The following is a 22,168-nucleotide window of genomic DNA, read 5'->3' as shown; positions in this document are numbered from 1 at the left end:
TATAATCTAACTCAACAATAAACACAGTACAGCTACTACTTTTAACTATTAATAAATTTTAATTTTTTGTGAAAAAGAAAATATTCAGTCTGTTGTCGCTTGCATGTATTATGTTATCTGCTAATGCGCAACAAAAAGAGCGAAACCCTAAAGTAAAAGTGGCCGATATCCCCGGCTTTATAACACTCAAAGGCGATTTTCACCTGCATACCAGTTATTCAGATGGTCATGTGATGCCTTATGTGAGAGTGATGGAAGCCGAACGTGATGGCCTCGATGTTATTACGCTGACAGAGCATATAGAAGCCCAAAAATACTTTGGTCTTGTTTCACCCGATAAGGAGTTTAGTTTTAAAAAAGCGAATGAAGCGGCAGCCAATACACACGTGCTTATTATTAAAGGAGCAGAAATATCTCCCTATGTGGCACCCTATCACAACAACGCCTTTTTCTTAAAGGATGTGAATGCTTTGAAGGCACCTTATAATATAGGTTCCAATGGAAAGCTGGTGATGAAACCCAAAGCTACTGAAGCCGAACTACTGACACCCTTCCTTGAAGTGCAAAAGCAAGGCGGATGGGTTTCTTATAACCACCCTGGCTGGCTGGAAAAGAATGGTCCCAGGGATTTGTTTCTGCCTATTCATCAAAAGCTACTGGATCGTGGCATTCTCAGAGGCGCTGAATTGGTCAATAACCAACGGTATAATGTGCATGCTCACCGCATTGCCATTAAGCATAACCTGATTCTCTTATCAGGTACCGATGCCCATAGTTCTATTCAGCCACCATCTGCTGATTACCATCGCCCTATCACGTTGATCTTCGCTAAAGAAAAAGTGAGGCTTCAATACGAGAGGCACTGGAAGCCAGGCGAACGGCTGTGTATACCGAAGATGTTATTCTTGCCAGGGAGCGGGAAGGTGAAGCACTGTTTCAAGCATCTATCGCTATTAAAGCCGAAAAAAGTTTGCCGGGAATGTAAACCAGGTAGTGCTGACTATCGAAAATAAATTCGATATCCCTTTTGATTTGAAGTTATCGTCTCCGTACGATATCGACGACAAGCCGTATGGAAAAGTCCGGTTGGCACCCCACGAAAAAACAAAACTGACGCTGTTCCCTGTATGGGAGTACCCGGAAACCTTTGTGATTGAAGCGCGGGTGGAGAATATATTGGTTGATCCCGAAACCTGTCTACAAACAGAACTGAAAATAAAGTTATAAGCTGGAATGCCGGATGCCGTGTGATCGGTAACAGGATTTTTCAGTCTGCTTGAGAGGCGACAAATTTTATGCAAAATATAGCTTCGAATACCACTACAGGTGTTGGAAACAAATCTATGTAACTGTAGTTATCTTAGGTGTCGTGTAAATTTCAATCTGGTTGTATCTGTAAGCCCCATCTTATGCAACAATACCGAGATTGCTTTCATTCTCATATAAGGAATGCTGAGATACATATATGCCTGCCTGCATTGGGCTTCAAGGAGTTTTACATTTATAATAAAGGTGAGCATATTGGTCCTTAACTATTCCGGTAATATGCATAAGATGGTCATCAGTCGTTTGGAAACTTTCAAAAGTATCCTGTCGCATCTTTGGGGTAATCTGCATCGCTGGTTGGTATTCAATAAGACTACGTTTTAAGATACGCATCAGCATGATCTCACTACCAATGACGAAATGCTAAGAGAATTAGAAACATTGGTAACACGGTTATGGGAAAGGCTTCAGCGATCAGGTCTTAAGGGACGAACTGTTACAGTGAAATTTAAATTTCATGATTTTGCGATCTGTAGGCGAAGTATATCGTTACCTGAATTAATAATGATCAGGATATCCTATTGCAAACGGTGAAAGCAATACAGAATGCTCCCATCGAAAATAAAAAAATACGTCTATTGGGAGTTGGCTTATCTAATTTTCATATTGCTGAATCGGTAGAAAATTTGTGGCCTTTGTGTGTTAGTGACTTTTAGTATAGCCATTTTTTATTTTATTTAAATATAGTTTCCTCCAAGCCAGGCACTTGGTAATGAAATCAGAATGATTGCAATACTGTAAAATGCAGGGGCTTTGTGCCACATTGCAATTGAACCTAAAAGGCTTAAAATTGTTCCGATGACGCCCATAATCATAACATGCTTCATGGGATTTGTTGGAGCTAATTTTGCTATCAGGTAGCAACCAATTACATTGAAAGTAAACCGGTAAGCGATGACAAGGCAAACTATTAAAAATGATGCTTGCTTAAAATGTTCCATTGACAGAATGCCCGATTTGTCTAACAAAAAATCTGTTCCAGATGATAGAACTGCTACTAATATGAATCCCGCTAAAATTGCTCCAATACTTTTTAAAACTGTCTTATTCATTTTTTTTATTTTAATGTTTTATCAAAAATAGTTCGGGGAGAATTTTAAAATAGAATGAAACCGACATGTGCTTATTAATCGGTGCTATAGTTTAAATACTCACTTGGACTGATTTTAGTAAACTTTTTAAATGTGCGGATGTAATGACTTTGATCGGCATAACCGTGATTAAATGCTATATCCGATAAGTTATTATACTTCCCCAGGTTTAAATCGCTAAATGCTGAATGGAATTGACGAATGCGTCTGTAAGCATTGGGTGATATCCCTATATTTTTTTCAAACATTCTTTCGAAAGTTCTTTCAGAAATTTTTAATTCCTTTTGAACATTAACAAGTGATTCTTTAGAATAATGGCTTGCTATTTTTTCGGACGCGTATTTAATAGGTGCTGAAATTTCTTTAGCTTCTTTTACAAGACCATATATATAATTATCTAATAGTGCAATCCTATCTTCAATATTTTCACAATTCAATAAGCTTTCTTGAAGAGAAATGGTCTTTTGAGGCGAAAGTAAATTAAGGTCAATGGGTCTGTCTGTTAGTTCAAAAGCAGGAATTCCAAAAAGTGAAATTAATGAATGGGGTTTCAAAAAGTAGGCAATTAATGTAAAGTCTTCATTCAGTGTCAAACTCCCGGGCGAAACCGTTTGCCCAAAAAGTGTTAGGTAAGTGCTATCGGAATTTTCAAGGTTTCCTTTTACAGACCTAAAAAGTAAAGTCGGTGCGCCATTAGCGTATAAAGGAAGAGCAAATGGCGTCAGAAAAATATCATTTTCAATGACTAGAATTCTATCGACATAATCGGCAATTTTATCATTTGGAATAATGTTGTGTACTCTCATTTTCATTCTTGGTATCTAGTCTGTTACTATGATCATTATGGTGTCATACGGTCTTAGTCTTCAGAAGAGCTGGTTTGTGTATTAAATGAAAAATCAATAAGTAGTGTCGGTGATATAGAGTCGCATTGTATAAAACCCAAGGTTCAAGACTTGCTGTTGTCCGGCATTTATCACATCGGGCCCATAATGCGATTCGGTATAACTCCCTTTTTGAGGTTTATATTTATTTGAAATTAGATCGTATAAACTCTATCTCTTTACCTTCATCCACTTCAAAATCTGGTATTATTCCAATCCTTTCCCAGGATATTTCTGTTCCGGGGATAGTTGGCGCTCCGGTAGAAATGGATACAAACAAACAATCATTAATTACATACCACGAATTCATGTGTGCTGCACCTGCCGATCGTTTGCCGATGATTTGGGCTCTTTTTTGTTGCTGCATAGAGAATGCCAATGCTTCGGCCGCCGAACCAGTATTATTATTAACTAAAATGAATAAAGGATTGCTATATTTTTTTCTGTCAACCACGTAACGGTTTTTTCAATACGCTTTTCTGATTTTCTATTTTTAAACTCGAGTAATGGCGTTTCCTTTGTTAAAAAAATGATTCTAATACAGGTCCCACATCACTTCCACCGCCTCGATTGTCTCTTAGGTCTATAATTAATGCTTTAGTATGGCCGACAAACTGCATAGCAGCATAAAGTGTCGGCAAACTTTTTTCAGAGATATTAATTTGAGAGAGTTTTATGTATCCAATGTTATCCTTTAAAACCTTTACCTCGCTAAATCCGAAATTTTTCTGTACCGCATCCTTTCCGTAGTAAAAGGGGTCTTTTGTTGGTTGGTTTCCGACTTTAATGCTGGCCTTACTTTCGGCCTCGATAAGCTCCTTCACCGTTTTAGGGTCACTTCTTACATACATATGCCCATCATTACTCAACGATTGTATAGTATTTGTAAGGCTGTCTGCTAAGCTTTGCCAATTTTCTAAATTGCCAAATTCATTTTGCTTCATTTTTTTAATAAGGAATCTGATATGGATTTACCCATGCCAGGGAATACATAGTTTTCTTTAATAAGCGAAGCAATGTTACTCACAGCTTCAATAGCTTCTTTCTTATTTATTTTTTGAGCAACATGGAGCAGACTGTCATTTTCCTGCACGTTATTTTGTGCATAAACTATTTGTGCGAACAAAAAAATAGTAAGCTTATTTTTAGTTTCATGGCTAAACTGTTGAACTATGTAATTGTATTACAAAACTACCGCCAACAAAATCTAAAAAATAGAATGAAATTTGCCTTTGTTATTTATAAGTTCCTGAATTTTTTGGGTAAGAATCCGGTTTGTTGTTTAAATGCTCTTATAAAATGGCTTTGGTCAGCAAATCCACATTCAAAAGCAATGTCAGTTAAGGACGCAGAAGAATTTTGTATCAAAGTAAGAGACTTCTCTATTTTTAATCTTCTTGAATATTCACCAAGCGTGCATCCAAAGTAGCGAGGAAAATATTTTGAGATTGTTATAGGACTTAAGTTTAAAACATTTGACAAATCCTTTAAACTAGGGCTTTTGTCCCAGCAGTCATTTAAAAATTCATGCAAAATGTATACCCAATTGGGGCAGTGAAAAAACTGTTCGGAATAATTTTGACTGCAGGCGAGGTTAGAAAGTAACATATTTATTGAATCCTGGGAAAAGGTGTCAGAAATTAAACATTCCTTATAAATTTTTAGAATGGTTAATTTTGTTTTTGCAATGTTATCTGTTGATTTCTTTAGCTCCTCTTCTGTAAATCCAAATTCTTTGAATAGAGGTTCACTTATTTCAATATTTATATTTTTTGAAGGGATTTGTGTATTTTGATTTAAGTGAAGTTCTTCTCGATGATAAAATTGTACGCTTCCTGTTGTAACAGAAAAACTCTCTTTTCTTCTTCTTTCCAATGTTCCCCCTTTAAAAAAAAGGTTAGATGTGCATTTTTATGAGCGTGCCAACCTTCATAGACTTTTTCATTATATTCTGTTTCGATAATGGAGATGCCTTGTGTATTGTTATATATTTTTTTGAAATCCCTAAGTATTCTTGTTTTTCTAATGTGTGCATTTTTTTATTTGTAGAATAGATGTTGATAATGATTTATTCCATAATGACCGCTACTGTCATAAAAATGTGGCTCAGATAATATTGACTATAAATACTAATATACAACGTTTGAAGCATTTCAATAGTTTCGCAAAGTACAGATGACAAAGGCGTAATGATTGCTTTGTTTATATCTTGAGTTAACAATTTGAATGTTACCCGCTCTTCGTTAGCAGGCGTTTTCGTAATAGCCCGAAATATTAATCTGCACTTAAAATAAAGTTATATTTGTCCTTATGCAATTATCGAAAACAGTTGTTCAGGCTTTATTTACTTTGACGCTTGCGATAACTATTACCTTCCAGACCATAGCCCAAACAAAGCCCAATATCATTTTTATTATGGCCGATGATCTGGGGTACGAAACTATTGGCTGCAACGGCAACGACGATAAGTTGACGCCAAATTTAGATGCCCTTGCAGCGTCAGGGATGCGGTTTACCAATGCACATGCTACCCCATTGTGTACTCCAACTCGGGTACAACTGATGACTGGTAAATACAACCATCGAAATTATATTGGTTTTGGATTATTAGATCCGAAAGAGAAAACATTTGCTCACCTTTTAAGGGATCAGGGCTATACCACCTGCATAGCTGGAAAATGGCAGTTACTTGGAAACGAAAAGCAGGTTAAACTAGCAAACGGTAAGACTGGATCGTTACCTCAAACAGCAGGGTTTGACCGGTTTTGTTTATGGCAGGTAGATCAACTCGGCTCGCGCTATAAAAATCCTACTGTGTACACTGATAACCGTCAATCGGTAGTGATGAATGGAAAATATGGTGATGATGTATTTACAACCTACATTGAACAATTTTTGCAAGACAATTCCAAAAAAGGGCCATTCATGGTATATTATCCTATGTGTCTTACCCATGACCCATTTGTTCCAACGCCTTTTTCTAAAGAGTATGCGGCATTTGATCCAAAAGCAAAGGACGAAAATCCGTCGCATTATACAAACATGTTAAAGTACATGGATTATCTTGTCGGTAGGATTGTGAGAAAAGTAGACGAATTGGGACTACTTGAAAATACCATAATTATCTTTGCAGGTGATAATGGCACCAGTCCCCAGATAATATCGAACTTTCAGGGTGGAAAACGAAAAGGAGCGAAGGGGCAGACCATTGACAGAGGCACGCATGTACCGCTCATTGCAAGTTGGGCAAACAAGATCAAGCCGGGAGTTACAAATTCTTCTTTGGTTGATTTTACTGATTTTTTTCCAACCTTTCTTGAGATAGCCGGAAAATCTGATAATCAAGCAGGGTTAGAAGGGACGAGCCTTTACGGACAATTTATTGGGAAACCGGGACCAAAGCGTGATTGGATTTTTTGCCATTATGATCCGAAATGGGGTAAATACACCCGGAAAGTGTTCGCTCAAACTACCGACTGGAAAGTGTACGAGAATGGTAATATATTTAACTTAAAAGCGGATCCGGATGAGTTGAACAATTTGAAAGAGAGTTCACTCAAGCCGAATGACGCGACAACGATTGGTATGTTGAAAAAAGTAATTGATGAGAAGGAGAGACGGTAAAGTTTTACCTGGACATGTGTATAGATTTCAATCTAATTGCTAGACGATGCCTTGGCTAGTTTAATCATAAGTTATTTACATATAATGGTGCTCAAAATAATGTAAGCTGCCCCAATGTTTGTGGCGCTCTTAAATAAGATGCGTTGATGCCCGAAACCGCGTACACGGGCGTTTCTTCATATCGCGAGGCTATTATAATGTTAGTGGTTTCTGCTTGCTTGCTAAATAGATCGCGCACCAGATCGGGATTGTTGTTGTCGGCCGAAAGATGGGAGAGGAAAAGGTGGCTCATATGCGCAGGCCTGCACGACAGAAAAAGATGTAGCGCTTCTGTATTAGATAAATGTCCCCGGCCGCCACGAATCCTTTGTTTTAAATGATAAGGATATCGGCCATTTTCCAGTAATACATCGTCGTAGTTGGCTTCCAGTAAGGCTGCATGGCATCTCTTAAAATGAGTACTGATATTGTCGCAAACTTTCCCGATATCAGTAAATATTCCGATACAAGTGTGTTCATCCTCAACAGTAAAGCTATGTGGGTCTGCCGCGTCATGAAATTTTAGAAAAGAATTTACGGATAGACCACCGATACGAACGGATATGCCAGCAGTAAGTGAACGAACAAGATCGGGGTCCAGTTTCAGGCGGGAATGGCGAAGCGTACCCGGGGATATATAGATGGGAAGTCGATGTTTACGTGATAATACTTCCAGTCCTCGTATATGGTCGCCATGTTCGTGTGATATAAATATGGCTTTTACTTTCTTCATTGTCAGTCCCAGCCGGTACATTCTTTTCTCAGTTTCACGGCACGATAAGCCGGCATCGATCAATACGGCGTCTTCATTGTTACCGATATAATAACAGTTACCGTTGCTTCCTGAATTAAGAGAGGTAACATAAAGACTGGTCATGATGCAAAATAGCTTTTATTTAAAATACCTGTATTATAAATCTTTGAAATTCTTTTCTGGCAGACTTCTAATGTTACTTGCTCTGCCAGTTATTTTAAATATTAAAAATGAGAAGATTTGTATCGTTCAATAGGCAATAGATTTAAGAAGAGGCTTTCGAATCTGTTAAAGATCAACGCGTACTGACCAACAGATATCCTTAATTGAAAAAGGACAAATGGTTACATTGCATGAAAATATTGTGCATAGCGTATTGGCATTGGAAGAAACCTTTTTCCTACTTACGGTTGTTTTGATACCAAAGCTGGAATTTTGAAAAGGAGTTAAAAATAATGGATGCGTAAATGATCTTATTAATGTGCAATTTTTTCTGCCAGCCACAAATATTCTGATGCGAAATTGTGAATGCTTTTTTCAAACGCCGGATCGATCAGATCGCCATTCTCATCTATTTTCTTATCAATAGTAGGTATTACAAGTAATTGCGGACATACAACTGTAAAAAGGCCCGCGCCGAGCAATATTAGTTGTTGTGCTGCTCTCATACCGCCAAAGCCACCGTTTGAAGCTGTTACAACTCCCAGTGTTTTATGCAATTGTTTGGGAAAATGATCCACCAGGTTTTTTAAAGATGGAGAGTAACTGCCGTTGTATTCTGGGGTGACAAAAATAAATGCATCGGCTTTAAAAATGCGTTCAAATAATGGTTTCCAGGGATCGGGCGTGTTATCGATCGAATTGAAAACTTTCTCCACCCAGGGCAACTGGTGTTCCCTGCAATCAATAATCCCTACATTATGTTCTGTGTTCTTTTGAAACCATTTTTGTACAGCATAAGCAGCTCTTACCGTTAAGCTTTGCGGTCTTGGGCTGCCAGATATTATTTCAATATTCATTCAATAAAGTTTAAAAAATAACAGCGAAGTAAAGCAATTGTTGGCAAAAGCTCATTGTTGTTATATTTCTATGATATAAAATATCGGTCTGGGCAAATGAGAACTTATTAAAATTTATCTTGAACAAACATGAATTTATACTAAAACCCTAATTTCGGATCTTAAATTCTTTGCATAATGATGAACCGCAAACGTTTTTTACAATTAAGCGCTTTAACTGGCATAGCTACAACCTTTGTTAATAAAGCTACAAGTCAGGCCAATAATAAAGTGAGTGGGCCTGTTGTGATCTCAACATGGGATGCCGGATTAAGAGCCAATAAAGGTGCATGGGAAGTTTTGGGCAACGGTGGAAATGTATTGGACGCGGTTGAAAAGGGTGTCATGGTTACGGAAAATGAGATCAACTGCTGTGTGGGGCTTGGCGCTAATCCAGATAGAGACGGATTTGTAACGCTTGACGCATGTATAATGGATCATAAATTTAATTGTGGTAGTGTGGCTTTTTTAGAAAGAATAAAACATCCGATTTCTGTAGCGCGCAAGGTGATGGAAAAAACACCTCATGTAATGTTGGTGGGTGATGGAGCACAACAATTTGCGGTGTCGGAAGGGTTTACTTTAGAACCGCAGGAACTTTCTCCAGACGCTAAAAAATCGTACGAAAAGTGGCTGCAAAATTCTAAATATGAACCACAAATAAACCGAGAAAATATTGAGAATAAAGGACATGGTCCTTTTGCCCCGGCGCAGATCGACGGCGAATGGAATCATGATACAATAGGTATGGTTGCTTTGGATGCGCACGGACATTTAGGAGGCAGCTGCACAACAAGCGGTATGGGGTTTAAAATGCGTGGCAGGTTGGGCGATTCACCCATAATTGGTGCGGGTTTATATGTTGATGGTGAAGTGGGAGCTTGTACCGCCACAGGTCAGGGAGAAGACGTGATACGCGTTGCCGGGTCGCATAGTGTTGTAGAAATGATGCGACAAGGTTTTGGGCCTGAACTCGCTTGTCAGAAAGTGATTGAGCGGATTGTGAAAATTAAAGGCGATGATGTGAAGAAAATTCAGGTGGCGTTTTTAGCGATCAATAAAAATGGTGTGGTTGGTGCATTCGCTATTCATAAAGGATTTAGCTATGCAATAAAAACGAATACAACAGAGGAATTGATCGCTGCTAAGAGTTGGTTTAGTTAATGACTTAATTAACCAATGTGATAATTTTCAGATTTGCAGCAACAACTTAACTTGCCGTAGATCGTAATTCGTAATTCGTACATCAAATAAAGCATGGTTCATAAATATACTTTAGAAATTGCAACTTCTGATTTTGAGTCTACAAAAAATGCAGTTGCTGGCGGAGCCGACCGCATCGAACTTTGCGCGAATTTGGGAGAAGGCGGAACAACTCAGTCTTTGGGAGTTATAAAGAAATGCCGTGAAAGTTTTGATGTAAAATTGTACCCAATCATTCGTGTACGAGGCGGTGATTTTTATTATACTGATGAAGAGTTTGATTGCATGATGTATGATGCGCTGAAATGTAAAGACCTGAATTGTGATGGAGTGGTAATTGGTTTTTTAAATAAGGATGGAAGTATCGATGTAAAACGCACATCTAAAATTGTTGAAGCCGTTTATCCTTTGGGTGTTACTTTTCACAGGGCGTTTGACCGCTGTATTGCTCCATTTGAAGGATTGGAAGAAGTAATAAACGCCGGTTGCGAACGAATACTAACCAGTGGCCAGCAACTAACAGCGCCAGAAGGCGTTCAACTTATTGCAGATCTGAATAAAGTTGCAGATGGAAGAATTGCAATAATGCCGGGAAGTGGCGTGCGCGCTAATAACGTACAATCATTGGCTAAACAAACCCACTGCAATGAATTTCATACATCATTGAGGGAATTGAAACACAGTTCTATGGATTTTTTCCTGTAGCTTTTGAGCAGAATCCAGAAAACGACCATTATAGTATTAATGAAGCAGCTGTTAGAAAGATGAAGCTAACGCTGTCAAATATTAGTTAAGCCGGAGGCAGTGTAATATTATCAAAAAAGATAAAATGGCATTCATGTTACTGTATATGTTTCAATAGACATGAATTGTATTAAAAAATAAAAATCAAACACATATAAAAACGACAGTTAATTTATAGACTCTGTATTTTATGATTGCTGCTGAGATACTTTTATAACTTCACAAGTTCTTTTCTTAATGCTTCAAGACAAAGGCCAACGCGGCTTTGCACGTTGAATTTTTTAAATAAAGATTCGCGGTAGCCATCAATAGTTCGTTCACTTAAATTCATTTCCGAAGCAATTTTTTTATAAGTTAATTCGCTGCACGCATATTGCAGAAAGATCATTTCTTTTGGTGTGATTAGGCTTTCTTCTTTTTCACCAGCCTTCATTAAAATGCGCCGGAAGTTAATGTTACCAGCGTCTGCGTTATAATAACCTTTGCGATTGATCTCATCAAGTGCTTTCTCTAATTCATTAGGATGCGTATCTTTTAAAAGATAACCACAACAACCCGCCTTGAACATAGAAATAATGGCATTATCATCTGCATTCATCGACAATGCGACAGGTTTGATTTGCGGATAGTTCTCAGTAAGCCATTTAGCCGTTTCAACACCATTCATCAATGGCATGTTTACATCTATAAGGATGATCTCGGGAAGATCTTTTCTTTGTTTAATTTTCTGTTGAAGGTCTTTTCCATTCGATGCCTCAAGCACAACATCATATACTTGGAAGCTTTCCAGCATCAGGCTGAGCGATTTTAAAAATAGTTGATGGTCGTCAACCAGACCTATCTTAGTCTTCATTTTGTTGGGAATTTTCTGGAATTAATATAATAATACTGGTACCTTTTTCAGTAGATTGATACCGAATAGAACCTCCTAGTAATTTAGTGCGATACTGCATATTTTTGAGACCCATACCTTTGTTAAATATTCCAGTCTTAAAACCGGAGCCATCATCAGCAACGATAATTTCGATATGGCGATTGTTCTTATTAAGGTGAATGGCAATATGATCACAACTGCTATGTTTTAATGCATTTTGTATAGCTTCCTGTATAATCCTAAAGAGTATGATCTGCCTGGAAGACGGCATGTCAGGTTCAGATTGAATTTCAAGTGACACTTTGATACTGCTTCCCGCATTCATTCTTATTACTTCAGTTTTAAGATTGTCGATCAGATTGAATTGGGATAACCAATCTTTATCAAGCGATTTTGAAAGCGAGCGCAATTCATTAATAGCTTCGCCAATTGTGGCATTGGCCGTCAGAAGTGCATCTGGTGGAGTTTTCAATTTTCGTTCAGCCAGCCCTATCAACATGCGGGAAGTGCTGAGTAACTGGCCTACATTGTCATGAAGTTCTTTTCCAATTTGCGAAAAAGTTTGTTCCTGTACTTCAATTTGTGAATGCAGAAGCTGGCTATTGAAATCTTCCTCCAATAGCCTTTTTTCCTTCAGGTGTTTATAATCTCTCTTTTTATAAGCCATTAGCAGCACTATAATAAATAAAGTAATTAAAAGCAGAAAGACTGAGGCACCAAGTATTACGACAATATCGTTCGATAGTTTTTGCATAAAACTCCATAGCTTATGTACAAACTACAAATAAATAATAGAATATTATGAAAACGCCATAATACAGCAACCGTGCTGCTATCCGTATCGATCAGGTATTTGTACGATATAAATATAAAGAATGCACCGGCATAATATGTGAAAATGCCTACTACGCACCAAAATATACTTGTTTCAGGTATACTTATTTCTTCAGGCGTATTAATAAGTTTTGAATAAAAAAATAAAGACATAAGCTTACAATGATCAGGCTTTCTAAAGCCGCACTAATACTGTTGAATTGAGAGATTCCGTCTCCATTTATAAGTAACAATATTGAGGTAACTATATAGAGCAACAGAAATATATAAAGTGCTTTAGATTTGAAAGGGATTAACCTTTCGAAGAGAAATACTATAACAAGAAAGCTAGCGGTTGAATTGAGTTTGTAAACCCAATAGTTACTACTAAACAGAGGAATGTTTTGCAAAGCTGCTCTTTCTATAATAGTAGCCCCGGTGTTGCAAAACAATTGTATAAGACAGAATATTAAAACATATAACATCTCTTTTGAGAGACTTTTTTGCTCATCAAAAGAAAGAATACTGCAATTGCAGGGCCAATGGTATCCAGGATGTTTAGTATTTCAGCTACAGTTTTCAACATTCATCATTATAAGCAAGGGTTACTTTTCCACTTCAGTTTGAGCACCGCAGCCAGGCGGGTAAGGGCAGCCATTTACTTTTGATAATAAAGACCGTGTCTTATTTTTACCGTTATCGGCAATTGCTTTAATTTCAATAACATTCACCTTTTCATTATCTGCAGTATGCCGGACTTTGATTTCCTGGCAAATAATAATGCCGTTGGCTTTAGGGTTTTCCTTAAGTAATTGCTCAATATTTTCTCGTGTAAAGTAAAATTCAATTTTACATTGATTGCTTTGGGACATATTTAATATTAATTATAGATAATTATTAGTGCAAACATATTAAAGGTGTTCAAAAGGCAATACGGGGTTTTTCCCGTATTTAAACCGTGTTTTTCCGGTTGTGTACAGCAGATATGCCTCTTACATTTGATTCATTAAATAATTCAATGCTAACACCGCTAACTTATGATAGGCACCACTTAAGCCTGTGAATCATCGAATGGCGGGTATGGGAATATTACAATTGTAATTTTCCCAACCTTCCATTATTTCCTGCGAAGTACACAGCGTTTTCATTTTGGTTGTAGGCACATACGTTGAACCCTTCATTACTTATCTTTTTCCAATTTGTACCGCCATCTTCACTCATGTCGATTCCGGTAATTCCACATGTTATTGCTTTGCCTTTGCCAATAAAACATACGCTGCTTCTGTACCCTGAAGGCATTGTGGCCGGTAATTTCCAGGATCTTCCAGCATCATTACTATATACAAAGGCGCTGTCTGCCTTTTGAAGATCATTGTAATTACCACTTGCTACCAAAATGTTTTTGTCCTGAATAGCCAGCCCATTAGCCCCGGTCATCTGCTGACCTTGTGTAGTTGGAAGTCGAACCGAAATTTTATCATAAAAGATACGCGACGCCATTCCTCCACTTACGATATAGTACTGCGATCCTGACCAAACTATATTAGAGCCACTGGCTGCAAAAAGGCTTCACCTGGAATTGCTTTGGGAAGCGCCAGTTTATTTGTCTTCTTCCAATTTTCACCACCATCATTTGTTACCGCTACAAAAATTTTTCCGTCAATGGGATCGCCGATAACTATTCCTTCTTTTTGGTTTTTAAAAACCATGGCATCAAGAAACATCGCTGTATCTTTATTTTCATAAACTTTTTTCCAGCTTTTACCGCCATCAGCGGTTTTCAAAATATAAGCAGGAGAAGCAATACCCATCACGATCGCTGTTTTTTCATCCATCGCCTCAATATCCCGGAACTCATTTTTTCATATCCCGCAACCGTATGCCATTCCCAAGTCGCTCCACCATTTGTAGATTTTCCCACAGTTCCACCACTACCGCTTACCCAAATAACGTTTTCTTTAATGCAAAGGCCACGGAAACTGGTTTTATTGCCGTGCGCAAGCATCTGTATTTTTTGGCAATACGTATTGATAAAGAATAATAAAGAGATGAACAGCCCAAGAGTTTGCTTCATTTGATAAATTTACGCAATGGGACTTAAAGATTTTTCAGGGGTTTAAAAACTTATAAATGGTAGCGTTATAAAAAGATGAATATTTTAAGATTTTAAAAAAAGCTTGAGCATTATTCTTTTTTACGCATAGAGTATCCGGCAAGGGCTAAAATTATAAGTACAATAATGATAAATTCAAACATATTTTAAATATATGAAAAACAACACCAATAGCGGGTAAAAAAGATGGGAACTTCATAAACCTTAACGTTGCCATTCAAAGCGTCTTGTATTTCGAAGAATTGGGAGCATATATTAATTGGTTCTGAAAACTCACACTTCCTCTCTGATACCGGTTATCAGAATATGTCCCTCCTTAAATTGTGTAAAAACAAAGTCGGATTTTCTTAAAGACTTTTCCTTTATTTCATCATGAACTAATTGTAATAAGAGGATTACCTGCTGAATAAAAGAGTCACATTCGGATTTTAGCAGCAGCTTAATTACCTGATCGTAGTTTAAATCTGTGTTCATTGCGGTTAGAGGTATGGTGAAGTGAGCAAAGAAAGCGATGAGTGCTTATTAGTTATTGGTTCTTCAATTAGAAATAAGTGAAGATCGGATAAAGTGTATGCAATAATCTAATTCGTGTTTGACCAGGCATAATGGTAGTGCAATAGGTATAGTCATAAGCTAATTTTGAGAAAACAAATGTACAATCGCTATTTAAAAAGACAAAAAATATAATCTAAATTCTATGGATGCTTTTGTAAACATCCGAATAAAGAATATAGACAGTAAATGGCATAAAAAAACTCCCGGTTAAGAGAGTCTTGTTGGCGAATGGGACTTGAACCCATCTCCGCCGCGGCGGATATAAATCCTGGATGAATCTAATGTGGAAGCTTTTTAATGAAATCCCTGCCAACCCCTGTTTTTAGCCACCTTTCAAATCTCATGGCCTCCATTTTATTGTCAAAATCTTTAGTAAATATAAGCCTCCATGGCCTATATTTCACAGTCCATTCCTTTCCAATGATGTTGTGTGATAAGAGCCTCTGTTCCAGGTTTGCAGTAAATCCTGTATAATGCTTTTGGTAAGCATCTGAATAAAGAAGATAGACAGTAAATGGCATAAAAAAACTCCCGGTTAAGAGAGTCTTGTAGCGCGAATGGGACTTGAACCCATCACCTCTGGGTTATGAATCCAGTGCTCTAACCAACTGAGCTATCGCGCCAACGGGCCGCAAAAATAGAGATATTCTTTCTAATTATGAAATGTTATGAGGATTTTTATCTTACTAATGATAAGTTTTCTATTTAGCATTTTCAACAATATCATCCATATAAATACCGTTATGGCTGTCGTTAAAAATACACTTACCGTCTTTAATTAAAAGCACTTGTGGTGATTCATGCTCTATACCATAACGATTTGCTATTTCGTTAGAAACAGGTCGGTTAGCTATAAGATCAAGATAGTAAAAATCTATATTATCAGGTAACTCACCTTTATACAACCTGTTTTTTATTACAGAGCTAATCGAGCATCGTGTACTGTGTTTAAATATAAGCTGAGGTTTTTTAAATGACTTTTCATCAATTTCAGCTAATTGTCCTTCATTATCTAATGTTATCCAATTCATAGATTGTATATTGTCAGGCCGTTCACAGCTATAGTATGAACGGCCTGACTAATTTATAGTCTGTTTAAGATTTCTTCCCCAATGGCGTCTGTTCCTAAAATTTTATCTTTAGGCGTAGAAGCGTCGGCAATATCACCAGTTCTAAATCCAGCTTTCAGTACTGCATCTACAGCACTAATAATAGCATTGCTTTCTTCTTTTAAACCGAAAGAAATATCCAACAATAATGCTGCCGAAAGTACCGAAGCCATTGGGTTTGCAAGTCCTTTTCCTGTAATATCATGAGCAGAGCCGTGGATGGGTTCATACACGCCCGTGCCATCGCCAATAGAAGCAGAAGCTAACATGCCCATCGATCCCGCAATTTGCGAAGCCTCATCTGTAAGAATATCTCCAAATAAATTGGCTGTTACCACAACATCAAACCTTTTAGGATCTTTTATTAATAACATAGCAACAGCATCTACAAACTGATGTTCTACCTGCACTTCAGGATATTCTTTAGCAACCTGCTGCACCACTTCGCGCCAAAGTCGGCTGGTTTCTAAAACATTCGCTTTATCAACGCTGCAAACTTTTTTATTACGTGTCATTGCTGCGTCAAACGCTTTTCGAGCAATGCGTTCTACTTCATATTTGCTGTATTCTGCATTATCAAAAGCTGTATCGCCATTGTTTTTACGGCCTTTTTCACCAAAATAAATATCGCCGGTTAATTCACGGAAAAATAAAATATCTGCACCTTTTAATATTTCTGGTTTGATGCTTGATGCATCAAGTAATTCATCAAATAGTTTGATAGGGCGGAGGTTAGCGTACAGTCCTAACTCTTTGCGCATTTTAAGCAAACCTTGTTCTGGCCTTACTTTGGCAGAAGGGTCGTTATCATATTTTGGATGACCGACAGCGCCGAAAAGCACCGCATCCGAATTTTTCATTTTCTGCAAGCTTTCTTCCGGAAGCGCTTCTCCTGTGGCTTCAATGGCTGCATGTCCAATCAATGCTTCATCATAAGAAAATTCATGTCCGAATTTCTCAGCAATTTTATCTAACACTTTTTTACCAACTGCTGTTACTTCCTGTCCAATTCCATCTCCGGGAACTATTAAGATATTTTTTTCATTCTATTCTCTATTTAAATGGTTTTCTCTATTTATTATGAATTATCTGCTTTTTGCTTTAACGCGATTGATAACAAATATCCTGTTAACAGGCTTTCTGTTATCAGCTCACCACCATCTTCCAGCATACCAAAAACAACGTTGTATTTCCAGTTGTATTGAATAAGCGTTAGCCGGTGTAATTGATCGATCACAACGGCGCAAAACAAAAACAAGGCGAGCAAAAGTAACATTGCCCGTGAATGTTTTTTAAAGATCGCATCACCGGTTTTATAAGCCTGCAGCGCAGGAGCTACGAATATAAAGCCTAAAAAGGCCGCGGCAAAAAGTTCCATGATTTTGCCACCACGCTGACCGGTTGTCATGCCAAGAGCATCATAAAGAAATAATCCTAATCCCTGATGTATCCTTAAAACATCTTCCAAAAATAAAAATAAAAAAACCAATATCCAGGCCAGATACCTTTTTTCCTTCTGAACATGGCGATCAGCGATAAAGCGATGATCATAATGATCCACTTAAAATTCTGAAAATCTTCTGCGTAACTGTCATTGGTTTCGATATCGTACAAATCAGCATTAGGAAATGGTTTGTAGAAATTAATCATATCAAAAACCATCAGCATCAGGTCTAATGCAAGCAGGATAAAAAGAGGAATAAAATATTTTAGGTTTTTAGAAATTTTCAAAGCGTTGTACATTTTCTATTGATCAGCAATTAAATCACATTCAACATTTTTTGTGTGGCTTTAATTGCTGCAACGGTTTGGTCGCTGTCCAGGCCGGTTGTAGTAAACTCTCTGCCATTCAGTTCCCAGGTAATAATGGTTTCACAAAGTGCATCTGTTTTACCGCCGGGCGGAATGCGTACAATATAATCTCTAAGTTTGGCCAGCGGCAATTTCTTTTTGTATAAATTTTATGTAGCGCATTCATAAATGCATCATATTGTCCATCACCGGATGCATTTTCTTCAATAACATCATTGTCAAATTTTACACGTACCGTTGTAGAAGGCTTCATGTTTTTAGAATGCGTCAACACATAATCTTCCACAATTACCTTTTCGCCAATGGTGTGGCTGTCCAACACATCGGAAATAATATAAGGCAAATCGTCTTGTGTTACCGTTTCCTTTTTATCGCCCAATTCAATAATACGTTGTGTTACTGTTTTTAGGTCTTCGTCAGAAAGCTGAATGCCTAATTGTGCCAGGTTATTTTCAATATTGGCTTTGCCAGAAGTTTTGCCCAGCGCATATTTGCGCTTGCGACCAAAACGTTCGGGCATCAGATCGTTGTAATAAAGATTTTTCTTTTTATCACCATCGGCATGAATGCCGGCTGTTTGCGTAAATACATTTTCACCGACGATCGGTTTATTTGCAGAAATTCTAAAACCCGAAAAAGCTTCAACGAGCTTGCTTACTTTATAAAGTGCTTTTTCGTTTACCGATATTTTTACATCTTTTTGAAAATCGTTTAAAACGGCTACAACGCTTTCCAGTGGCGTGTTTCCGGCGCGTTCGCCCATCCCGTTGATGGTTAGATGCAAACCTTTTACACCAGCCTTCACTGCTTCTAAAGCATTGGCTACGCTCAAATCGTAATCATTATGTCCATGAAAATCGAAATGTAGTTGCGGGTATCTTTCAACAATTTCGGTAAGATATTTCGAAGTTTCCGATGGAATTAAAACCCCCAAAGTATCGGGTAATAAAATTCTCTTAACCGGTTGCGTTGCTAAAAAATCGATGTATTGAAACACATAATCTTTAGAGTGACGCATTCCGTTGCTCCAGTCTTCCAAATAAATATTGCAGGTAATTCCTTTCTTGTTAGCTAGTTTTAATACAGATGCAATTTCGCTGAAATGCTGATCTGGCGTCTTTTTCAGCTGATGTGTCAAATGATTTAACGAACCTTTTGTTAGCAGGTTCATCACTTTGGCACCGGCTTTTTGCATCCATTTTATGGAAGTATCGCCATCAACAAAAGTCAGTACTTCAACACGGTCAATCATATTATTTGCTGAAGCCCAGTCAGTAATTTTTTTACCGCCTGAAACTCGCCTTCCGAAACACGCGCCGACGCAATTTCGATTCGGTCAACCTTCACTTCGGTCAACAGCAATTGTGCAATGGTCAGTTTTTCCTGTGCAGAAAAAGACACGCCGCTTGTTTGTTCGCCATCGCGAAGCGTTGTGTCCATTATTTCGACCTCACCCCTGACCCCTCTCCAAAGGAGAGGGGAGTTTTGAGTCGTTTTATTTTTTGAAGTCATTTTATTTTCTGAATGTAACTATACCCCAACTCTTAAAGATAATGTTTTGAGTTTTTTAGTTTTGTACAAAAACTCCCCTTTAGGGGCTGGGGGTTATCGTTTTAATACATACTCTTCTCCGCATACGCACCAATATCTTCCTTCATCGCCTGCAAGTAATCAATATCATCAAAGCCATTCATCATGTTATGCTTTTTATAACCGTTGATATCAAAACCTTCAGACTCGCCGGTTGCCAATATGGTAACTTTTTGTTCGGGCAGGTTCACTTCAAATTCCGCATTCGGGTCGGCTTCAATAGCTTTGAAAATCTTATCTACAAATGCTTCGCTTACTGTAACTGGCAAAATGCCGATGTTTAGTGAGTTCCCTTTAAAAATATCTGCAAAAAAGCTCGATATTACACAACGGAATCCATAATCATAAATAGCCCATGCGGCGTGTTCACGGCTGCTCCCGCTACCAAAGTTTTTACCGCCAACTAAGATTTTTCCGGAGTAAATAGGATTGTTTAAAACAAAATCCTGTTTAGGTGTATCGTCATTATTATAACGCCAATCGCGAAACAGGTTGTCGCCAAAACCCTTACGCTCCGTGGCTTTCAGGAAACGCGCGGGAATGATTTGATCGGTATCTACATTCTCAATGGGCAAAGGAACTGCTGTAGATTTTAATATTGTAAATTTATCGTAAGCCATATTTTATTTCTGATTTAGGATTTTTGATTTGAGATTTTTTACTACCGTCATTTCGAGTAAAGCGAGAAATCTCCTTTTATTTGATAAGTTTCTTTCGTTTTGAGGAGTTGTTTCCCTGTGGTCGAGATGACGTAATGAACTGGATAGTTGAGCTATATTCTACCGTACAAGAGTGCGACGCAATATCGATGATAGAAGCACTAAAGCCGGGTTCATAACATTACGCAGTAATAGCTTCTTCTTCCATTAACTCGCGAGGATCGGTAACAACGCCTGTAACTGCTACTGCGGCAGCCACGTAAGGACTAGCTAAAAGTGTGCGTGCGCCGGGACCTTGCCTGCCTTCAAAGTTTCTATTACTGGTGCTTACCGCATATTTGCCTGCGGGAATTTTATCATCGTTCATTGCCAAACAAGCCGAACAACCGGGTTGCCTCAACTCAAAACCCGCCTCGGTTAAAATATCTAAAATGCCTTCTTCTTTAATTTGTGCTTCTACAATATGAGAACCCGGAACCAGCCAAGCGGTAATATTGTCTGCTTTCTTTTTACCTTTTACGATAGAGGCAAAGGCACGAAAATCTTCGATGCGGCCATTGGTGCAGCTTCCCAAAAACACATAATCTATTTTCTTACCAATGATTTGTTCATCTTCCTGAAAGTCCATGTAAGCCAGCGATTTTTTATAAGAAGCTTCGCCGTCTTTTACTTCAGATGCTTTTGGAATTTTTCGAGTAATTCCGGTACCCAAACCAGGATTGGTGCCGTAAGTAATTTGCGGCTCAATATCTGCGCCATTAAAAACAAGCTCTTTATCAAATGCTGCTCCGTCGTCGGTTTTCAACGTTTTCCAATAGGCCAATGCTTTGTCCCATGCTTCACCTTTGGGTGCTTTTTCTCTTCCTTTTACATAATTGAAAGTAGTTTCGTCGGGCGCGATCATACCTCCGCGTGCTCCCATTTCGATAGACATGTTACAAACCGTCATGCGGCCTTCCATGCTCATGTTTTCAAATACCTCACCGGCAAACTCTGCAAAATAACCGGTGGCGCCGCTGGCCGTAATTTGAGCGATCATGTATAAAGCCACATCTTTTGGTAACACGCCTTTACCTAATTTACCGTTTATAACAATGCGCATTTTCTTGGGCTTGGGCTGCATGATACATTGAGAAGAAAGTACCATTTCCACTTCTGAAGTTCCGATGCCGAAAGCAATGCTTCCAAAAGCGCCATGTGTAGAAGTATGCGAATCGCCGCAAACGATGGTCATGCCAGGTTGAGTGATTCCATTTTCAGGCCCTACAACGTGAACAATACCATTTTTCGGGCTTCCAAGCGCCCAAATAGAAATGCCATATTTTTCTGCATTTGTAGAAAGTGCTGCCAATTGTTTCGCTGACAAAGGATCCTGAACCGGTAAATGCTGATTTATAGTTGGTGTATTGTGATCGGCTGTAGCGAATGTACGCTGCGGGTACATAACCCCAATATTCCTGCTTTCAATACCCAGGAAAGCCACCGGGCTTGTTACTTCGTGAATAAAATGGCGGTCAATAAACAAAACATCCGGACCGTCTTCAATTTTTCTTACCACGTGGGCGTCCCAAACTTTATCAAACAAAGTGGTTGGATTTGTACTCATTGTAAATAATTCTTATAGTTAGATAATATCAATGCAAACGTTGCTTTTCGAAAGCACGTAAAGGTAGCAAGAATATCAGGATTTTGAGTTGGATTTAGTGAGTTTCAATCACTTTGGGGGATATATAGACTTTGGTTGACTGGTGTAAAAAAAATAATTGTTCAATGGACAATTAAAGTCTCATCTTTACTACGTCATCGTCGAATGATAATGTGTAATTAATTGATTTTTAATTATTTGAATTGTTGATGAATTTTCTTTGCAGACTGAATAATATAGATTCAACTATTTTCTTATTCGTTTTTGGGTAACGT

Annotated in this window: 30 protein-coding genes, 1 tRNA gene and 1 pseudogene; 6 read left to right on the top strand and 26 right to left on the bottom strand. The window is 38.1% G+C overall.

Annotated features, from left to right (window positions below):
• The first annotated feature begins 68 nt into the window (after positions 1 to 68).
• From MKP09_RS10890 to MKP09_RS10880, 3 genes and pseudogenes are all read left to right on the top strand, one after another.
• On the top strand, positions 69 to 1,013 hold the full coding sequence (locus MKP09_RS10890; protein WP_240828780.1) for a PHP domain-containing protein: 945 nt from the start codon (positions 69 to 71) through the stop codon (positions 1,011 to 1,013).
• The gene (locus MKP09_RS10885; RefSeq protein ID WP_240828766.1) at positions 994 to 1,227 is read left to right on the top strand and encodes an Sb-PDE family phosphodiesterase; all 234 of its coding nucleotides are present in this window, start codon (positions 994 to 996) and stop codon (positions 1,225 to 1,227) included. Before MKP09_RS10890 ends, MKP09_RS10885 begins: the two co-directional genes overlap by 20 nt.
• A gap of 438 nt (positions 1,228 to 1,665) precedes the next feature.
• Positions 1,666 to 1,860 (top strand): annotated as a pseudogene (locus MKP09_RS10880) (DinB/UmuC family translesion DNA polymerase); the annotation flags it as partial.
• 143 nt (positions 1,861 to 2,003) lie between these two features.
• Here the strand turns inward: MKP09_RS10880 and MKP09_RS10875 are convergent.
• The 6 genes from MKP09_RS10875 to MKP09_RS10855 form a co-directional block, all read right to left on the bottom strand.
• Positions 2,004 to 2,378, bottom strand: a complete 375-nt coding sequence (locus MKP09_RS10875; RefSeq protein ID WP_240828750.1) for a hypothetical protein — start codon at positions 2,376 to 2,378, stop codon at positions 2,004 to 2,006.
• Positions 2,379 to 2,452: 74 nt separating this feature from the next.
• Positions 2,453 to 3,223 (bottom strand): helix-turn-helix transcriptional regulator, encoded by a 771-nt coding sequence (locus MKP09_RS10870; RefSeq protein WP_240828748.1) that lies wholly within the window; start codon positions 3,221 to 3,223, stop codon positions 2,453 to 2,455.
• Between the two features lie 223 nt (positions 3,224 to 3,446).
• Positions 3,447 to 3,755 (bottom strand): S41 family peptidase, encoded by a 309-nt coding sequence (locus MKP09_RS25945; RefSeq protein WP_317235215.1) that lies wholly within the window; start codon positions 3,753 to 3,755, stop codon positions 3,447 to 3,449.
• 67 nt (positions 3,756 to 3,822) lie between these two features.
• Positions 3,823 to 4,245, bottom strand: coding sequence for a S41 family peptidase (locus MKP09_RS25940; protein ID WP_262915210.1), 423 nt, complete (start codon positions 4,243 to 4,245; stop codon positions 3,823 to 3,825).
• On the bottom strand, positions 4,242 to 4,427 hold the full coding sequence (locus MKP09_RS10860; RefSeq protein ID WP_240828746.1) for a hypothetical protein: 186 nt from the start codon (positions 4,425 to 4,427) through the stop codon (positions 4,242 to 4,244). Before MKP09_RS10860 ends, MKP09_RS25940 begins: the two co-directional genes overlap by 4 nt.
• A 113-nt stretch (positions 4,428 to 4,540) precedes the next feature.
• Positions 4,541 to 5,176, bottom strand: a complete 636-nt coding sequence (locus MKP09_RS10855) for a helix-turn-helix domain-containing protein (protein ID WP_240828743.1) — start codon at positions 5,174 to 5,176, stop codon at positions 4,541 to 4,543.
• 435 nt (positions 5,177 to 5,611) lie between these two features.
• Here MKP09_RS10855 and MKP09_RS10850 point away from each other — a divergent pair, with 435 nt between their 5' ends.
• Positions 5,612 to 6,925, top strand: a complete 1,314-nt coding sequence (locus MKP09_RS10850) for a sulfatase family protein (RefSeq protein ID WP_240828734.1) — start codon at positions 5,612 to 5,614, stop codon at positions 6,923 to 6,925.
• A gap of 91 nt (positions 6,926 to 7,016) precedes the next feature.
• Here the strand turns inward: MKP09_RS10850 and MKP09_RS10845 are convergent, their stop codons facing one another.
• Together MKP09_RS10845 and MKP09_RS10840 are read right to left on the bottom strand one after the other, a co-directional pair.
• The gene (locus tag MKP09_RS10845) at positions 7,017 to 7,841 is read right to left on the bottom strand and encodes an MBL fold metallo-hydrolase (protein ID WP_240828719.1); all 825 of its coding nucleotides are present in this window, start codon (positions 7,839 to 7,841) and stop codon (positions 7,017 to 7,019) included.
• A 353-nt stretch (positions 7,842 to 8,194) separates the two neighbouring features.
• Positions 8,195 to 8,737 carry an NADPH-dependent FMN reductase gene (locus MKP09_RS10840; protein WP_240828709.1) on the bottom strand — a complete coding sequence of 181 codons (543 nt, stop codon included), beginning with the start codon at positions 8,735 to 8,737 and terminating at the stop codon, positions 8,195 to 8,197.
• Between the two features lie 177 nt (positions 8,738 to 8,914).
• On the opposite strand from MKP09_RS10840, the gene MKP09_RS10835 reads away from it, so the two are divergent.
• Complete coding sequence (locus MKP09_RS10835) at positions 8,915 to 9,940, top strand: glycosylasparaginase (protein ID WP_240828703.1); 1,026 nt, start codon at positions 8,915 to 8,917, stop codon at positions 9,938 to 9,940.
• A 93-nt stretch (positions 9,941 to 10,033) separates the two neighbouring features.
• On the top strand, positions 10,034 to 10,684 hold the full coding sequence (locus MKP09_RS10830) for a copper homeostasis protein CutC (RefSeq protein WP_240828696.1): 651 nt from the start codon (positions 10,034 to 10,036) through the stop codon (positions 10,682 to 10,684).
• Between the two features lie 250 nt (positions 10,685 to 10,934).
• Here the strand turns inward: MKP09_RS10830 and MKP09_RS10825 are convergent, their stop codons facing one another.
• From MKP09_RS10825 to leuC, 18 genes are all read right to left on the bottom strand, one after another.
• The gene (locus MKP09_RS10825; protein ID WP_240828694.1) at positions 10,935 to 11,576 is read right to left on the bottom strand and encodes a response regulator transcription factor; all 642 of its coding nucleotides are present in this window, start codon (positions 11,574 to 11,576) and stop codon (positions 10,935 to 10,937) included.
• Positions 11,566 to 12,351 carry a sensor histidine kinase gene (locus tag MKP09_RS10820; protein ID WP_240828692.1) on the bottom strand — a complete coding sequence of 262 codons (786 nt, stop codon included), beginning with the start codon at positions 12,349 to 12,351 and terminating at the stop codon, positions 11,566 to 11,568. The genes MKP09_RS10825 and MKP09_RS10820 overlap by 11 nt, the downstream gene beginning before the upstream one ends.
• A gap of 664 nt (positions 12,352 to 13,015) precedes the next feature.
• The gene (locus MKP09_RS10815; protein WP_240828670.1) at positions 13,016 to 13,282 is read right to left on the bottom strand and encodes a hypothetical protein; all 267 of its coding nucleotides are present in this window, start codon (positions 13,280 to 13,282) and stop codon (positions 13,016 to 13,018) included.
• A gap of 217 nt (positions 13,283 to 13,499) precedes the next feature.
• Positions 13,500 to 13,847, bottom strand: a complete 348-nt coding sequence (locus tag MKP09_RS10810) for a beta propeller repeat protein (protein ID WP_240828655.1) — start codon at positions 13,845 to 13,847, stop codon at positions 13,500 to 13,502.
• Positions 13,848 to 13,948: 101 nt separating this feature from the next.
• Positions 13,949 to 14,245: a WD40/YVTN/BNR-like repeat-containing protein gene (locus MKP09_RS10805; RefSeq protein ID WP_240828645.1), complete on the bottom strand. Its 297-nt coding sequence runs from the start codon at positions 14,243 to 14,245 to the stop codon at positions 13,949 to 13,951.
• Positions 14,221 to 14,415, bottom strand: a complete 195-nt coding sequence (locus MKP09_RS10800) for a hypothetical protein (protein WP_240828625.1) — start codon at positions 14,413 to 14,415, stop codon at positions 14,221 to 14,223. The genes MKP09_RS10805 and MKP09_RS10800 overlap by 25 nt, the downstream gene beginning before the upstream one ends.
• A 381-nt stretch (positions 14,416 to 14,796) precedes the next feature.
• Positions 14,797 to 14,997, bottom strand: coding sequence for a hypothetical protein (locus tag MKP09_RS10795; RefSeq protein WP_240828623.1), 201 nt, complete (start codon positions 14,995 to 14,997; stop codon positions 14,797 to 14,799).
• A gap of 359 nt (positions 14,998 to 15,356) precedes the next feature.
• Positions 15,357 to 15,599 carry a GIY-YIG nuclease family protein gene (locus tag MKP09_RS28060; protein ID WP_394801016.1) on the bottom strand — a complete coding sequence of 81 codons (243 nt, stop codon included), beginning with the start codon at positions 15,597 to 15,599 and terminating at the stop codon, positions 15,357 to 15,359.
• Positions 15,600 to 15,627: 28 nt separating this feature from the next.
• A tRNA-Met gene (locus tag MKP09_RS10790) sits at positions 15,628 to 15,701 on the bottom strand.
• Between the two features lie 78 nt (positions 15,702 to 15,779).
• A complete protein-coding gene (gene ytxJ / locus MKP09_RS10785) occupies positions 15,780 to 16,109 on the bottom strand; it encodes a bacillithiol system redox-active protein YtxJ (protein WP_240828622.1) in 330 nt (109 codons plus the stop codon).
• Between the two features lie 53 nt (positions 16,110 to 16,162).
• Complete coding sequence (leuB, locus tag MKP09_RS10780; RefSeq protein ID WP_394801053.1) at positions 16,163 to 17,221, bottom strand: 3-isopropylmalate dehydrogenase; 1,059 nt, start codon at positions 17,219 to 17,221, stop codon at positions 16,163 to 16,165.
• 44 nt (positions 17,222 to 17,265) lie between these two features.
• Positions 17,266 to 17,655: a DUF8692 domain-containing protein gene (locus MKP09_RS10775; protein WP_240828609.1), complete on the bottom strand. Its 390-nt coding sequence runs from the start codon at positions 17,653 to 17,655 to the stop codon at positions 17,266 to 17,268.
• The gene (locus tag MKP09_RS10770) at positions 17,640 to 17,918 is read right to left on the bottom strand and encodes a hypothetical protein (protein WP_240828592.1); all 279 of its coding nucleotides are present in this window, start codon (positions 17,916 to 17,918) and stop codon (positions 17,640 to 17,642) included. The genes MKP09_RS10775 and MKP09_RS10770 overlap by 16 nt, the downstream gene beginning before the upstream one ends.
• A gap of 29 nt (positions 17,919 to 17,947) precedes the next feature.
• Positions 17,948 to 18,094 carry an alpha-isopropylmalate synthase regulatory domain-containing protein gene (locus MKP09_RS25935; protein WP_317235297.1) on the bottom strand — a complete coding sequence of 49 codons (147 nt, stop codon included), beginning with the start codon at positions 18,092 to 18,094 and terminating at the stop codon, positions 17,948 to 17,950.
• Positions 18,037 to 19,251 (bottom strand): hydroxymethylglutaryl-CoA lyase-like TIM-barrel protein, encoded by a 1,215-nt coding sequence (locus MKP09_RS10765; RefSeq protein WP_317235213.1) that lies wholly within the window; start codon positions 19,249 to 19,251, stop codon positions 18,037 to 18,039. Before MKP09_RS10765 ends, MKP09_RS25935 begins: the two co-directional genes overlap by 58 nt.
• The gene (locus MKP09_RS25930) at positions 19,248 to 19,439 is read right to left on the bottom strand and encodes a hydroxymethylglutaryl-CoA lyase-like TIM-barrel protein (RefSeq protein ID WP_262915208.1); all 192 of its coding nucleotides are present in this window, start codon (positions 19,437 to 19,439) and stop codon (positions 19,248 to 19,250) included. The genes MKP09_RS10765 and MKP09_RS25930 overlap by 4 nt, the downstream gene beginning before the upstream one ends.
• 173 nt (positions 19,440 to 19,612) lie before the next feature.
• On the bottom strand, positions 19,613 to 20,209 hold the full coding sequence (gene leuD / locus MKP09_RS10760) for a 3-isopropylmalate dehydratase small subunit (protein WP_240828588.1): 597 nt from the start codon (positions 20,207 to 20,209) through the stop codon (positions 19,613 to 19,615).
• Positions 20,210 to 20,429: 220 nt separating this feature from the next.
• Entirely contained in the window at positions 20,430 to 21,854 is a 1,425-nt protein-coding gene (gene leuC, locus MKP09_RS10755) for a 3-isopropylmalate dehydratase large subunit (protein ID WP_240828586.1), read from the bottom strand.
• Between the last annotated feature and the right edge of the window lie 314 nt (positions 21,855 to 22,168).

Origin of the sequence: Paraniabella ginsengisoli, assembly GCF_022513635.1 — a bacterium.
Classification (GTDB): domain Bacteria; phylum Bacteroidota; class Bacteroidia; order Chitinophagales; family Chitinophagaceae; genus Niabella; species Niabella ginsengisoli.
This window is presented reverse-complemented; position numbering and strand designations above follow the sequence as displayed.

What these genes read in the sequence shown, in the direction of transcription:
- MKP09_RS10875 (WP_240828750.1), bottom strand. Translation starts at nt 2,378, where the DNA reads ATGAATAAGACAGTTTTAAAAAGTATTGGAGCAATTTTAGCGGGATTC.
- MKP09_RS10870 (WP_240828748.1), bottom strand. Translation starts at nt 3,223, where the DNA reads ATGAGAGTACACAACATTATTCCAAATGATAAAATTGCCGATTATGTC.
- MKP09_RS25940 (WP_262915210.1), bottom strand. Translation starts at nt 4,245, where the DNA reads ATGAAGCAAAATGAATTTGGCAATTTAGAAAATTGGCAAAGCTTAGCA.
- MKP09_RS10850 (WP_240828734.1), top strand. Translation starts at nt 5,612, where the DNA reads ATGCAATTATCGAAAACAGTTGTTCAGGCTTTATTTACTTTGACGCTT.
- MKP09_RS10845 (WP_240828719.1), bottom strand. Translation starts at nt 7,841, where the DNA reads ATGACCAGTCTTTATGTTACCTCTCTTAATTCAGGAAGCAACGGTAAC.
- MKP09_RS10840 (WP_240828709.1), bottom strand. Translation starts at nt 8,737, where the DNA reads ATGAATATTGAAATAATATCTGGCAGCCCAAGACCGCAAAGCTTAACG.
- MKP09_RS10835 (WP_240828703.1), top strand. Translation starts at nt 8,915, where the DNA reads ATGATGAACCGCAAACGTTTTTTACAATTAAGCGCTTTAACTGGCATA.
- MKP09_RS10830 (WP_240828696.1), top strand. Translation starts at nt 10,034, where the DNA reads ATGGTTCATAAATATACTTTAGAAATTGCAACTTCTGATTTTGAGTCT.
- MKP09_RS10825 (WP_240828694.1), bottom strand. Translation starts at nt 11,576, where the DNA reads ATGAAGACTAAGATAGGTCTGGTTGACGACCATCAACTATTTTTAAAA.
- MKP09_RS10820 (WP_240828692.1), bottom strand. Translation starts at nt 12,351, where the DNA reads ATGCAAAAACTATCGAACGATATTGTCGTAATACTTGGTGCCTCAGTC.
- MKP09_RS10815 (WP_240828670.1), bottom strand. Translation starts at nt 13,282, where the DNA reads ATGTCCCAAAGCAATCAATGTAAAATTGAATTTTACTTTACACGAGAA.
- MKP09_RS10810 (WP_240828655.1), bottom strand. Translation starts at nt 13,847, where the DNA reads ATGACCGGGGCTAATGGGCTGGCTATTCAGGACAAAAACATTTTGGTA.
- MKP09_RS10805 (WP_240828645.1), bottom strand. Translation starts at nt 14,245, where the DNA reads ATGGATGAAAAAACAGCGATCGTGATGGGTATTGCTTCTCCTGCTTAT.
- MKP09_RS10800 (WP_240828625.1), bottom strand. Translation starts at nt 14,415, where the DNA reads ATGCTTGCGCACGGCAATAAAACCAGTTTCCGTGGCCTTTGCATTAAA.
- MKP09_RS10795 (WP_240828623.1), bottom strand. Translation starts at nt 14,997, where the DNA reads ATGAACACAGATTTAAACTACGATCAGGTAATTAAGCTGCTGCTAAAA.
- MKP09_RS28060 (WP_394801016.1), bottom strand. Translation starts at nt 15,599, where the DNA reads ATGCCATTTACTGTCTATCTTCTTTATTCAGATGCTTACCAAAAGCAT.
- ytxJ (WP_240828622.1), bottom strand. Translation starts at nt 16,109, where the DNA reads ATGAATTGGATAACATTAGATAATGAAGGACAATTAGCTGAAATTGAT.
- MKP09_RS10765 (WP_317235213.1), bottom strand. Translation starts at nt 19,251, where the DNA reads ATGATTGACCGTGTTGAAGTACTGACTTTTGTTGATGGCGATACTTCC.
- MKP09_RS25930 (WP_262915208.1), bottom strand. Translation starts at nt 19,439, where the DNA reads ATGGACACAACGCTTCGCGATGGCGAACAAACAAGCGGCGTGTCTTTT.
- leuD (WP_240828588.1), bottom strand. Translation starts at nt 20,209, where the DNA reads ATGGCTTACGATAAATTTACAATATTAAAATCTACAGCAGTTCCTTTG.
- leuC (WP_240828586.1), bottom strand. Translation starts at nt 21,854, where the DNA reads ATGAGTACAAATCCAACCACTTTGTTTGATAAAGTTTGGGACGCCCAC.